Below are 13,561 nucleotides of genomic sequence, written 5' to 3'. Positions count from 1 at the left end.
GGCGGGCTGGTTGGCGGGCTGGGTGGCGGGCGAGTCGCCGGGCGTGGTCACCTGCGCCCTCCACAGGCGTCGAGGGCAGCGTCGAGATCGTCGCGCACCACCAGGCGGTCCAGCGCCGCCGGCTTGACCAGCCCGGCCTCCGCCAGCCCGTCGACCCAGTCGAGGAGCGGGCGGTAGAACCCGATGGGGTCGTAGAGCACGACCGGCTTGTGGTGGAACCCCAGCGAGGCCGAGGTCCACATCTCGAACATCTCCTCCATGGTCCCGATCCCCCCGGGCAACGTGAGGAACGCGTCCGAGCGCTCCTCCATCTCCCGCTTGCGTTCACGCATGGTGGTGACGACGACGAGCTCGTCGGCCGCCGTGTCGGCGACCTCCCGCACCCGCAGCCCCTCGGGGATCACCCCGACCGTCCGGGCGCCGCCCCCGCGGGCCGCCTCGGCCAGCGCGCCCATCATGGAGACGTTGCCACCGCCCGAGACCAGCGACCAGCCCCGGCGGGCGATCGCGTCGCCCACCTCGGTCGCGATCTCGAGCAGGCGCGGGTCGTAGGTCGAGGACGCGCAGTAGACGCACACCCGACGGTTCGGGACCGGCGCCATCAGCGCTCGACCCCGCGGTGCTCCTCGCCGATGAGGTCCTCCCGCTGCTCGGACGTCAGTGCGGCGCGGTGGTGCGCCTCGCGGATGAACTCCACCGCCTCGGGCACCGAGTCGGTCACGAGGAACAGCTCGAGGTCGGACGCCGAGATCATGCCCTGTTCGGCCAGCGTGCCGCGGATCCAGTCCACGAGAGGGGACCAGAAGTCCACGCCCAACAACACGATCGGAAACCGGGTGATCTTGTCCGTCTGGACCAGGGTGATGGCCTCGAAGAACTCGTCGAGGGTGCCGAATCCGCCCGGCGTACACACGAACGCCTGCGTGTACTTGACGAACATCGTCTTGCGGATGAAGAAGTACCGGAAGTGCAGACCGAGGTCGACCCACCGGTTCATGCCCTGCTCGTGGGGGAGCTCGATACCCAGTCCGACCGACTGACCGTCGGCCTCCCACGCGCCCTTGTTGGCCGCCTCCATCTGGCCCGGGCCGCCGCCGGTCACCACCGCGTAGCCCGCCTCGGACAATGCGCGGCCCAGTTCCACCGCCTGCTCGTAGGCGGGGTCACCGGGCCGGGTGCGGGCCGAACCGAACACGCTGACCGCGTCCCTCAACTCCGCCAGGGCGCCGAAGCCGTTGACGAACTCGCTCTGGATGCGCAGGACCCGCCACGGGTCGGTGTGCAGCCAGTCGGTGTCCTGGTTCTTGTCCAACAGTCGCTGGTCTGTGGTCGTGCGCTCGCCGTCCTTCTCTCGACGGACGAGGACGGGTCCACGCATGTGGACCGGGTCGTTGGGGGCCATGGGCCGTGTCTCCTTCTGTGCTCTGGTGAGTCGGGCGGCGGCGCGGGACCCTGGCTCGGGCGGGGCCCGGCGCCGTCTCAGCCCGGGGTGGTGAGGTAGTCGCGCAGAGTCCGGGTCACCTCGGTGATCTGGACGGCGGGACAGTGCTCATCGCGCTTGTGCGCCAGTCCGGGGTCGCCGGGTCCGAGGTTGACCGCGGGGATCCCCAGTGCGGCGAACCGGGACACGTCGGTCCAGCCGTACTTGGCGCGGACCCGCCCGCCGGCCGCGCGGACGAGGTCCGCCGCCGCGGGGGCGCTCAGCCCGGGCAGCGCGCCCGGGGACAGGTCGGTCAACTCCCAGTACAGCCCCGGTTCGGTCGGCGGGACCTCGCCGGTCTCCACCCGGGGGAGCCCGGCGAGTCCGAGGGCGTCGAGCGCGTGCGCGAGGGCGGCGTCCGTGTCCCGGTCCGGGGCCGAACGGAAGTTGACGTCGAGCCACGCCTCGTCCGGCACGGTGTTGCCGGCGACTCCCGCCGACATCCGCACCGCCTGCAACCCCTCGCGATAGACGCAGCCGTCGATGTCCACCGACCGGGCCTCGTAGGCCGCGAGCGCCCCGAGCACCGGCGCGAGGCGGTGCACCGCGTTGTCGCCGAGCCAGCTGCGCGCCGAGTGTGCGCGCACACCGCGGGCGTGGACCCGGATCCGCAGGGTCCCCTGACACCCGGCCTCGATCAGTCCGCCGGTGGGCTCACCGAGGATCGCGACGTCACCGACCAGCCAGTCGCGGTGGCTGCGCTCCAGGTGACCGAGGCCGTTGGCCGTCGCCTCGATCTCCTCGCAGTCGTAGAGCACGAGGGTGAGGTCGTGGACCAGGTCCTCGCTGTCCGCCAGGAGAGCGAAGAGGTGGAGGAACACCGCGTCCCCGGATTTCATGTCGACCGTCCCGCAGCCGTGCAGGATCTGCTCGTCGGCCTCGCTGGTGACCCGGCAGGGGACGTTGTCGGCGAGCGGCACCGTGTCGAGGTGCCCGGCCAGCACGGCCCGGCCCGGCAGCCCGCGTCGGGTCCGGGCGAGGACCCGGTTGCCGTCGCGGATCACCTCCGTCCGCCCCGCGGCCGGGCCGGTGAAGGCCGCGACGGTCGACTCGAGCGCGGCGTGTACGGCCGTGGCGATCGCGTCCTCCTGCCGCGAGGGGCTGGGGATGTCGACCAGGGCACGGGTGAGGTCGACCGGGTCGGCGGTCAGATCGAGGGCGGCGGTCACGGTCTCCACCCTAGTTGCCCTGGCCCGGTGTGCGACTCGACCGTGACCGGTGTGCGTCCGGGCGGACCGCTAGCATCGGGGCCATGAGTGCACATGGAGCCGTGGCCACCGGAATCGCCACCCTGACGTCCGACCACACCGTCCTCGACGTGTGGTACCCCGAACCGGAGCTGGGCGCCGCCTCCTCGAGCGGTCACGCCGTCCTGTCCGGCGACGAGGTGCCCGCCGAGCTCGCGTCCCTGACCGGGCCGGACGAGGACCGCGGGGTCGAGCGGGTGGCCGTGCGGGTCGAGATCTCCGACCTCACCGAACCACCGGCAGACGCCTACGACGCCTACCTACGCCTCCACCTGATCAGCCATCGCCTCATCCGACCGCACTTCGCGAACATGGACGGCCTGTTCGGAAAGCTCACCAACGTCGTGTGGACGAACTTCGGCCCCTGCGCCGTCCCGGGCTTCGAGTCGGTCCGGGCCAGGCTCCGCGCCCGCGGCCCGGTGACCGTGTACGGAGTGGACAAGTTCCCGCGCATGGTGGACTACGTGGTCCCGTCGGGCGTTCGGATCGCCGACGCCGATCGCGTCCGCCTCGGCGCGCACCTGGCCGAGGGCACCACCGTCATGCACGAGGGCTTCGTCAACTTCAACGCCGGGACGTTGGGCGCGTCGATGGTCGAGGGCCGCATCTCCGCGGGCGTCGTCGTCGGAGCGGACTCCGACGTGGGCGGCGGGGCCTCCATCATGGGCACCCTTTCCGGGGGCGGCAAGGAGACCATCTCGATCGGCGAGCGCTGCCTCCTCGGCGCCAACTCGGGCGTCGGCATCTCGCTCGGTGACGACTGCGTGGTCGAGGCCGGTCTCTACGTCACCGCCGGCACCAAGGTAGACGTCCGCGCCGGGGCCTGGGCGGAGCGCGAGCCGGTCAAGGCCGGTCAGCTGTCCGGGATGGACAACCTGCTGTTCCGCCGCAACTCCGTCTCCGGTGCGGTCGAGGCCGTTCCGTGGAAGCGCGAGGGCGTCGAGCTCAACGCGGATCTGCACGCCAACGACTAGAGACGCGTCCCGCAACGACAGGACGGCTCCGCACACCCCACTCGGGCGATGTGTGCGGAGCCGTCTTCTCGATGTGCTGTGCAGGACGCGGGGGCCCGGGCCGGGCGGTCAGGCCAGCCGGCGCACGGCCTCGTCGACAGTCGCGTCTGTGGCGGTGAGTGCGATGCGCACGTGCCGCGCACCGGCGGGGCCGTAGAATTCGCCCGGCGCCACGAGCACGCCGCGCTCAGCGAACCAGTCCACCGTGTCCCGGCAGCGCTCGTCGCGGGTCGCCCACAGGTAGAGCCCGGCCTCGGAGTGGTCGATCCGGAAGCCCGCGGCCTCCACCGCCGGCCGCAGACGCGCCCGGCGGGCCCGGTACCGCTCGCGCTGTTCGTCCTCGTGGGTGTCGTCTGTCAGGGCGACCGCCATCGCGGACTGCACCGGCAGCGGCATCATCAGCCCGGAGTGCTTGCGCACCGCGAGCAGCTCCGCCACCAGGGCGGGGTCGCCGGCGACGAACCCGGCCCGGTAGGACGCCAGGTTGGAGGTCTTGGACAGCGAGTGCAGCGCCAGCAGCCCGGTGTGGTCGCCGTCGCACACGCGCGGGTCGAGGATCGAGGGGGCCTCCCCCTCCCACACCAGGCCGAGGTAGCACTCGTCGGAGGCGACGATCACACCGCGGTCGCGTGCCCAGCCCACGACCTTGCGCAGATGGTCCACGCCGAGGACCTTGCCGCTCGGGTTGGACGGCGAGTTGAGGTACAGGAGCGTCGGCGACGACGGTCCGAGTTGCGTGAGCGAGTCCGCGCGCACGACCGTGGCCCCGGTGAGCAGGGCCCCCACCTCGTAGGTCGGGTAGGCGACCTCCGGCACGACGACCGTGTGGCCCGGGCCCAGGCCGAGTTGTGAGGGAAGCCCGGCGATGAGCTCCTTGGTGCCGATCGCGGGCAGGACGGCGTCGGTCGTCAGGCCGGTGACGCCGTAGCGCCGTGCGAGGGCGCCCACGGCGGCCTGCCGCAGTGCGGGTGTGCCGACGGTCGTGGGATAACCGGGTTCGGCCGCGTCGACGGCGAGCGCCTCGCGGATGACCGGGGCGACCGGGTCGACGGGAGTGCCGACCGTGAGGTCGACGAGCCCGTCGGGGTGAGCCGCCGCGCGGGAGCGCGCCTCGGCGAGGGTGTCCCAGGGGAACACCGGGAGCGCACGCCCGGGCGGTCGACGCTCCGGGCGCGACACCACCGGGTTCACTCCTGGTTCATGGGCGGGAGTGCCTTGATGAACGGCACGTCGTAGTCGACCTTGCCGACCTTGGCCGCCCCGCCCGGCGAACCCAGCTCGACAAAGAAGTCGGCGTTCGCGGCGTTGTACTCGGTCCACTCGTCCGGGACGTCGTCCTCGTAGAAGATGGCCTCCACGGGACAGACCGGCTCACACGCGCCGCAGTCGACACACTCGTCGGGGTGGATGTACAGCATCCGTCCCCCCTCGTAGATGCAGTCGACCGGACACTCCTCGACGCAGGACTTGTCCATCACGTCGACGCACGGCTCTGCGATCGTGTAGGTCACGTCAGCCACCTTCCTCGTAGCGGTATGGCCAGCATCGTATGCCACGACACACTCCGATGCCGAAGCCGCCCCACGCGCGGTTCCGGCTATGTGACGACCGCCACGTGAACGGGGCGCGGCGCGGGCCCGTACAGGGTGTCACGCCGGCGGGCCGGGCGACCGATCCCGGTGGCGATCTCCTCGATCTCCGCCGGCGACTTGGCCGAGCCGTTCTCCGCCCCCGCCATCCGCGAGATGGTCTCCTCCATGAGGGTGCCGCCCAGGTCGTCGGCGCCCGACCGCAGCATCGTCCGCGTGCCCGCCACGCCGAGCTTGACCCAGCTGGTCTGCACGTGGTCGATGGCCCCGTGCAGCATGATCCGCGCCAACGCGTGCACCGCCACGTTCTCCTCGCGCGTCGGCCCGGGACGGGCGGCCCCGGCGAGGTACAACGGGGCGCTGCGGTGCACGAAGGGCAGCGGCACGAACTCCGTGAACCCGCCGGTGCGTTCCTGGATCCCACGCAGGGTCCGCAGGTGCGCCACCCAGTGGCGGGGCGTGTCGACGTGGCCGTACATCATGGTCGAGCTCGAGCGCAGGCCCACCTCGTGAGCGGTGGTGACGATGTCGATCCACTCGGCGGCGGGCAGCTTGCCCTTGGTGAGGACCCAGCGGACCTCGTCGTCGAGGATCTCCGCGGCGGTGCCCGGGATGGTGTCGAGACCGGCGGCCCGCAGCTCGGTGAGCCATTCGCGTACGCCGACCCCGGAGCGCGACGCGCCGTTGGAGATCTCCATGGGGCTGAAGGCGTGGACGTGCATCGACGGCACCCGCTCCTTGACCGCGCGCACGAGGTCGGCGTAGCCGGACACGGGCAGGTCCGGGTCGATCCCACCCTGCATGCACACCTCGGACGCCCCGGTGACGTACGCCTCGTACGCCCGGTCGGCGACCTCGGCGGCGGACAACGAGAACGCGTCGGCATCACCCTTGCGCTGGGCGAACGCGCAGAACCGGCAGCCGGTGTAGCAGATATTGGAGAAGTTGATGTTCCGGTTGACCACGTAGGTGACGGTGTCCCCCACCACGTCGGCGCGGATCCGGTCGGCGAGCCCCGCGACGGCCGCCAGGCCGTCCCCGGTGGCGGTGGCCAGCGCGAGGTACTGCTCATCGGTGAGGCCGGCGGGGTCCGCCTCGGCGGCGCGCAGCGCGGCCACGACCTCGGCGTCGGCCCGCTCGGGGACCAGCGCCGCGGCCCCGAGCTCCGCCGCGCGGGCCCGGATGACGTCCCAGTTGCCGAAGGCCTCGCCGATGTCCGACCGGGTGTCCGTATTGCGGCCCTCGGAGTCGATCGCCGTGTGCAGATCGGTCCGTCCGCTCGAGTCCCAGTCGTCGTCGGGCTCCTGCCAGGGCCGTCCCTGCGGCTGCACCACCTCGTCGTCGTCGCCCGACACGGCCAACCCGCTGGCCGGGTCGGCCAGGGCGCGGACGTGGCCCGCCACCCGCGGGTCGATCCAGGCGTCTCCCCCGCCCACGTAGCGCGGATGGGCGGTGAGGCGCTCGGTGAGCGTCCACCCGCGCGCGGCGAGGTCCGCGGTGAGCTCGTCCAGGTGCGGCCACGGCCGCTCGGGGTTGACGTGGTCAGGGGTCAGGGGCGAAATGCCCCCCAGGTCGTCCACCCCGGCGTCCACCAGCGCCAGCACGTCACCCCGGTCGACGAGGTTGGGCGGTGCCTGCACGGCCACGCGCGGCCCCAGCACGAGTCGCGCCACGGCGATCGCGGCGAGGAACTCGTCCCGGTCGGCGTCGTCGGCCGAGCGCATCGCGGTGTCGGGCTTGGCGCGGAAGTTCTGGACGATCACCTCCTGCAGGTGGCCGAACTCGCGCGCGAGCCCGGCCAGCGTCAGCAGGCTCTCGGCGCGCTCGGTGCGGTTCTCCCCGATCCCCACGAGGATCCCCGTGGTGAACGGCACCGCGAGGCGGCCGGCATCGGTGAGGGTCCGCAGCCGCACGGCCGGGTCCTTGTCGGGGCTGCCGTGGTGGGCGGCGCCCGGGGTGGTGAACAGGCGGGTCGCCGTGGTCTCGAGCATCATGCCCATCGACGGCGCGACGGGCTTGAGCCGCGACAGCTCCGCCCAGCTCATGACGCCGGGGTTGAGGTGCGGCAGCAGGCCGGTCTCCTCGAGCACGCGGATCGCCATGGCGCGCACGTAGTCCAGCGTGGAGGAGAAGCCGCGCGATTCGAGCCACTCGCGCGCCTCGGGCCACCGCTCCTCGGGCCGGTCCCCCAGGGTGAACAGCGCCTCCTTGCAACCGGCCTCCGCGCCGCGGCGGCACAGCTCCACGACCTCATCGGGGTCGAGGAACATGCCCTGTCCGGCCGCGCGGAGCTTGCCCGGCACGGTGACGAACGTGCAGTAGTGACACCGGTCCCGGCACAGGCGGGTGAGCGGGACGAAGACCTTGCGCGAGTAGGTCACCACGCCGGGGCGTCCCTCGTCGACCAGACGCGCGTCCCGACGCGCGGCGGCCAGGGCCATCAGGCGGTCCAGGTCCCCGCCCCGCGCGGCCAGCAGCACCGCGGCCTCGGTCACGTCGAGCGTGAGGCCGTCGGCGGCGCGGCGCAGGGCGCGGCGCATGGCCGACGGCGTGGGCTGGGGATCGGCGGGCGGCACGGCGGGATCCATACCCGCGATGATGCCCCACCGCGGCGGCGGCGAGAGCGGAGCGGTGCTCCAACGGTGGTCACGGGCTTACCGGCGCCAGGCTGGCGTTACTGTTGTCGCCATGCCCGATCACGCAGTGCCCCTCCGCACGAACGGGGACCCCCTGGTCTCCTCCGCGGCGCCCGGCCAGGGGGGCGCCCACGCTCTCCGCGAGCCCCGTCCGGCCGACGACGGCGGCTCCCCCGACGTCGTTCCGGACGCCGGTGACGCCCTGCTCACCTCCAACCGGGTGCTGGTGACCGCGCCGCGGCACCGTATCGAGAAGCGGACCGCGTTGCTGTTCGTGATCGAGGGGATCTGGTCGTGGGCCGTCCTCGCGGGCCTGCAGGTCGCCTGGTTCTACTGGGGTGACAACGTCATGGGCTTCTGGAACTGGGTCGCCCTGGGCGTGACGGTGCCGTTGGCGTTCATGGGCATCGTCGTGGCGCCGTGGTGGCGCTACCTGGTCGCCCGGTGGGACGTGTCGGACACGGCGGTGTGCTCGCGCCAGGGGTGGTGGACCACCCAGTTCCGCATCGCCCCGTTGGCGCGACTGCAGAGCGTGTACACCACGCGGACGCTGTTCGAGCGCTGGTTCGGCCTCGCGACGGTCAACGCTACCACCGCCTCCGCGCAGGGGACGGTGCAGATCCGCGGCCTGAACCTCGCGGACGCCGAGGCGTTGGCGCAGCACCTCATCGCGATCGCCAACCTGGACGCGGGGGACGGGACGTGACCGCGCCCGGCGCGGGGGGACGACCTGACGGCGACGACGACGAGGGCCGCTCCCCCGTCGACACCGCCACCGCCCCGGAGGCGGGACCGGCGGAGGAGGTCCTGGCGGCCGACGAACCCGCGGCGGCGGAGAAGGTCGACCCGGAGGCGCCGTGGGAGCGCCTGTCGTGGCGGATGCTGCTCGTCTATCCGCTCGGGATGCTCACCCGCCTCCTGCCGCTGTTCCTCGTCTCCCTCTGGCTGGGTTCCAACCGGAGCAACTACTGGTTCGAGATCGTCATCGTCTCGATGGTGATCCTCGGTGGCGTGCTGCGGTGGCTCTCGACCAGCTACCAGGTCGGCCGCACGCACATCATCCTGCGCAAGGGCTTCTTCAGCCGCCAGGTCGTCACGGTGGCCCGGCAGCGGATCCGCAGCGTGGACACCGAGTCCGACCTGTTCCACCGGGTCCTGAGGGTCTCGATCGTGGAGGTGGGCACGGGCCGCGCGGACTCGGGTAAGTCGGACGCCGAGCGGTTCCGCCTCGACGCGATCGACACGGCGCTCGTGGAGCCGCTGCGCGACGAGCTGCTCAAGCACCGGCGGGCGCTGGATCCCTCCCTCTCCGAGGAGGACGAGGTCCAGTGGGGGTCGAAGTACGGCGAGGACATCGCGCAGTGGAAGGTCACGTGGGCCCGGTTCGCCCCGTTCTCCTTCATCGGGTTCGGCGTCCTGTTCTCCCTGTGGCTCATCACGTGGCAGATGGGCGACATGCACGACCGGATCATGGACCTCGCGGTGGTCGAGGGCACCATCGCCTGGCTGGACTCGCTGGGGCAGCCGTGGGCGTTCGTGGGCAAGGGCGTCGCCATCTGGGCGGTCGCCGGGGTGCTGGCGGTCATCACCTACGCGATCCGCTACGGCAAGTACGCGCTCACCGACCACGGCCAGCTGCTCTACGTGCAGAACGGTGTCCTGCGCCGTAAGCACCAGGCGCTGGACAAGGCCCGCCTGCGCGGCGTGGAGATGCGCCTGCCGGTGTACCTGCGGATGCTCGGGGGCGGCCGCCTCGAGCCGATCATGACGGGCACCAAGAAGGGTGCCACGGCGTCCACGCTGCTGCCGCAGGCACCGATCAAGGACGTGCGCCGCGTGGCGATCCGCATCCTCGGGGATTCGACGCCGGTGACCGTCCCGCTGCGTCGTCACCCGTGGAAGGCGGCGCGGCGTCGCATCACGCGCGGCCTGCTGCCCTTCTGGATCGTCGCGGGATTGATCGTGCTCGTGCGGATCGACTCCGGCCCGTCCGCCGACATCTGGGTGGAGTGGGGAATCCCGGCCGCGCTCGTGCTCTTCCTGCTGCTCGCGGCGGACCGCATCCGCATGCTCGGGCACGCACTCCTGCCGGGGATGCTCGTCACCTCGCACGGGTCGTGGACCGCCAAGCGGACAATCCTCGAGGCCGACGGGATCATCGGATGGACCGTCACCCAGTCGGTCTTCCAGCGTTCGGCGGGCGTGGCGACGGTGGCGGCGGCGACCCCGGCCGGCAACGGCGTCTACTCCGTGATGGACATCGATGCCGACGAGGCGTGGGCGCTGGCCGAGGCGCTGACGCCGGGCATCACCGACGTCTGGCACCACGACGCCGACCCGGGCGGCCGCGTGTCACCGTCGTTGGGGGTCCGGCGCGGGTGAGACCCGCAGGGTGGCCACCCACAGCGGGATGAGGCCGCCGAAGACCAGCAGCGCCAGACCGCGCAGGCCGACGGGCACCGGCATGTCGCCGCCCGGGCCCAGTTCGAGTGCGACGAGCGTGAGGATCCACACCAGGGCGGGGAACGCCGCGACGATCCTCCGGTCCGACCACGTCGAGGCGACGCGCACCAGGAACAGCGACCAGGCGCCCGCCGCCAGCACGCTGACGGGCATCGGCACGGGGCCCAGGTACATCGTCAGCCATGCCGAGGCCAGCACGCAGCTGGCCGCCGCGCCGATCGCCAGCAGCACCAGGGCGACCCCGAACTCGACCGCCGAGGCGGGCCGGGCCGGGCGGACCGGGTCGGTAACCGTGGGCACGGCGGCCGCACCGGCCGCACCGGCCGCGGCGGTCACGACGCGTCCCCGCGGAGGCCGTCGAACAGACGGGCCGAGCCGGGCTGGCATGTGACGTAGGGCCCGTCGTCGCCGGACCGGTCGTGGGCGATGTACCACTCCACCTGCGGGACGGGCTGCAGGACGCCGTTGGTCAGGGCGAGGAACCACGGCTCCCCCTCGGGCCCGGGCACGAGCTCGAGCTGGGTGGCGTGCCCGGTGAGGGCCTCCAGCTTGGCGGCGTAGTCCGCGTCGTCCAGCGGGACGCGGTGGGTGAGGCGCGAGTCCGGCACGGAGGGCAGTTCCTCCGGTTCGGCGTGACGGAGGTGGGCGGGCGGCTCGGGGTGCGTGCGGTCGAGCTCGGAGCGCGCGGTGACGGTCCACGCCACCCGGTCGGGCCGGTGGGCGGACTCCTCGATCGCGGCGTGCACCACCTCGTGGGCGCGGATGTGGTCCGGGTGTCCGTACCCGCCACGGGGGTCGTAGGTCACGACGAGGTGGGGCCGGACGTCGTCGAGGACCGCCACCATCTCGGCGACGGCCTCGTCACCGGACCGGACGAACGCGCGCGGATGGTGGGCCGACGGCGTGCCGGACATCCCCGAGTCCCGCCAACGGCCGGCCCCGCCGAGGAATCGGGTCCGGTCCACGCCGAGGGCGCGCAGCGCGATCCCGAGTTCTCCGATCCGGTACCCGCCCAGCTGGTCGGCGCGGTCGGCGACGAGCCCGGACAACGCATCTCCGAGGACCTCCCCCTCCTCGCCGAGGGTGCAGGTGATCACGCGGACCTCGGCGCCGGCCGCGACCAGCGCGGCGATCGTGCCACCGGTGGTGATCGCCTCGTCGTCGGGATGAGCGTGCACGAACAGGGCGCGCAGCCCGTCCGCGGCCGGGGTCGCGGGCGTCGGGGTCATCCGGTCCTCCTCCAGGTGCGTGCGGTGTCGAAGACGTCGGTGACCGGACGCGTGGCCTGTGCCCCGCCGTCGGGATCGGTGCCTGACCCGCTCACGTCGACCCCGTCGGTGGCCAGCAGCAGGGTGGGGCGCACGAGCGGCACACGCAGCGCCAGGTCGGCGACGCGTTCTCCCGCGGCGACCAGATCGGGTGTGGCCGTCGGTGCCGATGCGTCCCCGCCGGACACGCCCAACGCGCGGTCGAGCACGGGATCGCAGATCCCGGAGACGTCGGAGGCGCGGGCGGTGGCGTCCCGGCCGATCGTCCGGGGCGGGGAGGTCGGGGCGGTACTGGTCGCGCCGGCGCTCACGGTCGTGTCGGTGGTGCGGCGCTGGCGGCTCCGGCCGGTGTCCGGCTCGGGCGGGGACAGGCTCGGCACGGTCGTGCGGGGCCGGGCCGGTGTCGTGGTCGCCTCCTCCGACGTGGCCGAGCCGGACGTGGACGCGGACGCGGACGCCCCCGATCCCGGTCGGGGAGCGGCCGGGGCGCAGGCGAAGCGGGAGACGGCGGCGAGCTCCGGCTGCCCGTCGGTGCTCTGCCAGCCGACGACGGCGTCGACCAGACCGTGCGGCAACGCGTCGGCGTACAGAGCCGTCGACCCGAGTTCCCACACCCGGGCGCCGATCCCGGCGCCGCGCAGCTGGTCGGCGACGGAGTACGCGGCGGTCACGGCGCGGTCGTCGGTGGCCTCGACGCCGAGCGTGAGGGAGAGCGGGACCTCGTCGCGCTGCCAGCGCGGACCGGTCAGGGCGAAACCGGCTCCCGTCAGCGCGCGTTCGGTCAGCGCGGGATCGGCGGTCGTGGTCACGGCGGACCCGGCCGGGAAAGGATGGGATGTCACCTCGGGCCGCGCCTCCCCCGTGACGACCCGCCCGATCACCTGCGGGTCGAGAGCGGCGGCGACGGCGCGACGGACCGCGGGCTCGGACACGGTCGGGGCGACGGTGTTGAACGCCAGCTCCAGCTGGGCGGTGCCGGCCAACGGCGTGCCCGTCACCCCGGGGACGGTCTCGGAGACGTCCCTGGCCACCGGCGTCGCGGAGACCAGGGCCATCGACCCCGGACCGTCACGCAGGGCCGCCCCGAGCTGGCCGGGGCCGGTGGCGCGGCGGACGACGATCTGCTCGATCTCCGGGGCCCCGGCCCAGTAGCGGTCGTTGCGGACGAACTCGATCTCGCCACGGCCGATGTCGGCCGCACGGATCATGAACGGCCCCGCGCTCATCACCGGCAGCGCCTCCATCGAGCCCTGGAAACCGTCGGGGGCACCCTTGAGGATGTGCGCGGGCAGCATGTGCTGGAAGAGTGACCGCCAGTGCGCGGGTACGGACTCGAAGACGACGTCGACGACCTTGCCGCCGGCGCCGGAGCGCACGTCGACGATCTGCTCGTAACCGGCGGGGTCGACTACGCCGGGCTGACCGGTCATCTGCCGCCACAGGTACTCGAAGTCCTCGGCCGCCACCGGGACGCCGTCGGACCACTGGGCCTGCTGATCGATGGTGTAGCGGATGGTCTCTGGGGCGTCCGGCAGCGGTGCCGCGGACAGCAGCAGGTCGCGGTTGAGGACGGGCTCGCCGTCGACGCCGGGGACGAACGCGCTGGGGAGCAGCAGCGAGGCGACGAGGTCGGTGTCCGCACCCTGGTCGGCGAGGAGGTGTGGGTTGAACCCCGCCTCGACACGGTCGAGCGCGAGGAGGATGCCGCCGTCCGTGAGACTGACGGCCGTGCCGTCGGTGCGGTCGTCGCCCACGACCGTTGGGGGTGGGGGGTCGGCGACGCAGCCGGAGGCGACGACGAGGGCGAGCGCGGCGCCCAGTACGGCGGATGCCCGCCGGCGCGCGTACACCCCCGTCGTCCTCAC

At 72.8% G+C, this 13,561-nt stretch carries 12 protein-coding genes; 3 read left to right on the top strand and 9 right to left on the bottom strand.

Annotated elements, in window-relative coordinates; translation table 11 throughout:
- Positions 1 to 47: 47 nt before the first annotated feature.
- From DCI01S_RS01565 to dapE, 3 genes are all read right to left on the bottom strand, one after another.
- The gene (locus DCI01S_RS01565) at positions 48 to 602 is read right to left on the bottom strand and encodes an LOG family protein (RefSeq protein ID WP_061227638.1); all 555 of its coding nucleotides are present in this window, start codon (positions 600 to 602) and stop codon (positions 48 to 50) included.
- Positions 602 to 1,402, bottom strand: a complete 801-nt coding sequence (locus DCI01S_RS01560) for an LOG family protein (protein ID WP_061227637.1) — start codon at positions 1,400 to 1,402, stop codon at positions 602 to 604. The genes DCI01S_RS01565 and DCI01S_RS01560 overlap by 1 nt, the downstream gene beginning before the upstream one ends.
- A 77-nt stretch (positions 1,403 to 1,479) precedes the next feature.
- Positions 1,480 to 2,649 carry a succinyl-diaminopimelate desuccinylase gene (dapE, locus tag DCI01S_RS01555; RefSeq protein WP_061227683.1) on the bottom strand — a complete coding sequence of 390 codons (1,170 nt, stop codon included), beginning with the start codon at positions 2,647 to 2,649 and terminating at the stop codon, positions 1,480 to 1,482.
- 83 nt (positions 2,650 to 2,732) lie between these two features.
- Between dapE and dapD the strand changes: the two genes are divergently transcribed.
- Positions 2,733 to 3,701 carry a 2,3,4,5-tetrahydropyridine-2,6-dicarboxylate N-succinyltransferase gene (gene dapD, locus DCI01S_RS01550; RefSeq protein WP_061227636.1) on the top strand — a complete coding sequence of 323 codons (969 nt, stop codon included), beginning with the start codon at positions 2,733 to 2,735 and terminating at the stop codon, positions 3,699 to 3,701.
- Positions 3,702 to 3,809: 108 nt separating this feature from the next.
- Here dapD and dapC read toward each other — a convergent pair whose 3' ends face one another.
- The 3 genes from dapC to DCI01S_RS01535 all read right to left on the bottom strand — a co-directional run bounded on the left by dapC (position 3,810) and on the right by DCI01S_RS01535 (position 7,917).
- Positions 3,810 to 4,922, bottom strand: coding sequence for a succinyldiaminopimelate transaminase (gene dapC / locus DCI01S_RS01545; RefSeq protein ID WP_217354149.1), 1,113 nt, complete (start codon positions 4,920 to 4,922; stop codon positions 3,810 to 3,812).
- 5 nt (positions 4,923 to 4,927) lie between these two features.
- The gene (gene fdxA, locus DCI01S_RS01540) at positions 4,928 to 5,251 is read right to left on the bottom strand and encodes a ferredoxin (protein WP_007632557.1); all 324 of its coding nucleotides are present in this window, start codon (positions 5,249 to 5,251) and stop codon (positions 4,928 to 4,930) included.
- 86 nt (positions 5,252 to 5,337) lie between these two features.
- Positions 5,338 to 7,917, bottom strand: a complete 2,580-nt coding sequence (locus DCI01S_RS01535) for a bifunctional FO biosynthesis protein CofGH (RefSeq protein ID WP_007632555.1) — start codon at positions 7,915 to 7,917, stop codon at positions 5,338 to 5,340.
- A 100-nt stretch (positions 7,918 to 8,017) separates the two neighbouring features.
- On the opposite strand from DCI01S_RS01535, the gene DCI01S_RS01530 reads away from it, so the two are divergent.
- Both DCI01S_RS01530 and DCI01S_RS01525 read left to right on the top strand, forming a co-directional pair.
- Entirely contained in the window at positions 8,018 to 8,671 is a 654-nt protein-coding gene (locus DCI01S_RS01530; RefSeq protein ID WP_043568524.1) for a PH domain-containing protein, read from the top strand.
- Positions 8,668 to 10,347 (top strand): PH domain-containing protein, encoded by a 1,680-nt coding sequence (locus DCI01S_RS01525; RefSeq protein ID WP_061227634.1) that lies wholly within the window; start codon positions 8,668 to 8,670, stop codon positions 10,345 to 10,347. The genes DCI01S_RS01530 and DCI01S_RS01525 overlap by 4 nt, the downstream gene beginning before the upstream one ends.
- Here DCI01S_RS01525 and DCI01S_RS01520 read toward each other — a convergent pair.
- The 3 genes from DCI01S_RS01520 to DCI01S_RS01510 are packed head-to-tail and all read right to left on the bottom strand — an operon-like array spanning position 10,318 to position 13,561.
- Positions 10,318 to 10,764, bottom strand: a complete 447-nt coding sequence (locus tag DCI01S_RS01520; protein ID WP_232303014.1) for a hypothetical protein — start codon at positions 10,762 to 10,764, stop codon at positions 10,318 to 10,320. The two genes, DCI01S_RS01525 and DCI01S_RS01520, sit on opposite strands and share 30 nt — an antisense overlap.
- Entirely contained in the window at positions 10,761 to 11,657 is an 897-nt protein-coding gene (gene mshB, locus DCI01S_RS01515; RefSeq protein WP_061227633.1) for an N-acetyl-1-D-myo-inositol-2-amino-2-deoxy-alpha-D-glucopyranoside deacetylase, read from the bottom strand. The genes DCI01S_RS01520 and mshB overlap by 4 nt, the downstream gene beginning before the upstream one ends.
- Positions 11,654 to 13,561 (bottom strand): ABC transporter substrate-binding protein, encoded by a 1,908-nt coding sequence (locus DCI01S_RS01510; RefSeq protein ID WP_232303015.1) that lies wholly within the window; start codon positions 13,559 to 13,561, stop codon positions 11,654 to 11,656. The genes mshB and DCI01S_RS01510 overlap by 4 nt, the downstream gene beginning before the upstream one ends.

Origin of the sequence: Dietzia cinnamea NBRC 102147, assembly GCF_001571065.1 — a bacterium.
Classification (GTDB): Bacteria; Actinomycetota; Actinomycetes; order Mycobacteriales; family Mycobacteriaceae; genus Dietzia; species Dietzia cinnamea.
This window is presented reverse-complemented; position numbering and strand designations above follow the sequence as displayed.

Excerpts from the sequence above, each read along its gene's own strand:
- DCI01S_RS01560 (WP_061227637.1), bottom strand. The coding sequence starts at position 1,402 with ATGGCCCCCAACGACCCGGTCCACATGCGTGGACCCGTCCTCGTCCGT.
- DCI01S_RS01530 (WP_043568524.1), top strand. The coding sequence starts at position 8,018 with ATGCCCGATCACGCAGTGCCCCTCCGCACGAACGGGGACCCCCTGGTC.
- mshB (WP_061227633.1), bottom strand. The coding sequence starts at position 11,657 with ATGACCCCGACGCCCGCGACCCCGGCCGCGGACGGGCTGCGCGCCCTG.
- DCI01S_RS01565 (WP_061227638.1), bottom strand. The coding sequence starts at position 602 with ATGGCGCCGGTCCCGAACCGTCGGGTGTGCGTCTACTGCGCGTCCTCG.
- dapD (WP_061227636.1), top strand. The coding sequence starts at position 2,733 with ATGAGTGCACATGGAGCCGTGGCCACCGGAATCGCCACCCTGACGTCC.
- DCI01S_RS01535 (WP_007632555.1), bottom strand. The coding sequence starts at position 7,917 with ATGGATCCCGCCGTGCCGCCCGCCGATCCCCAGCCCACGCCGTCGGCC.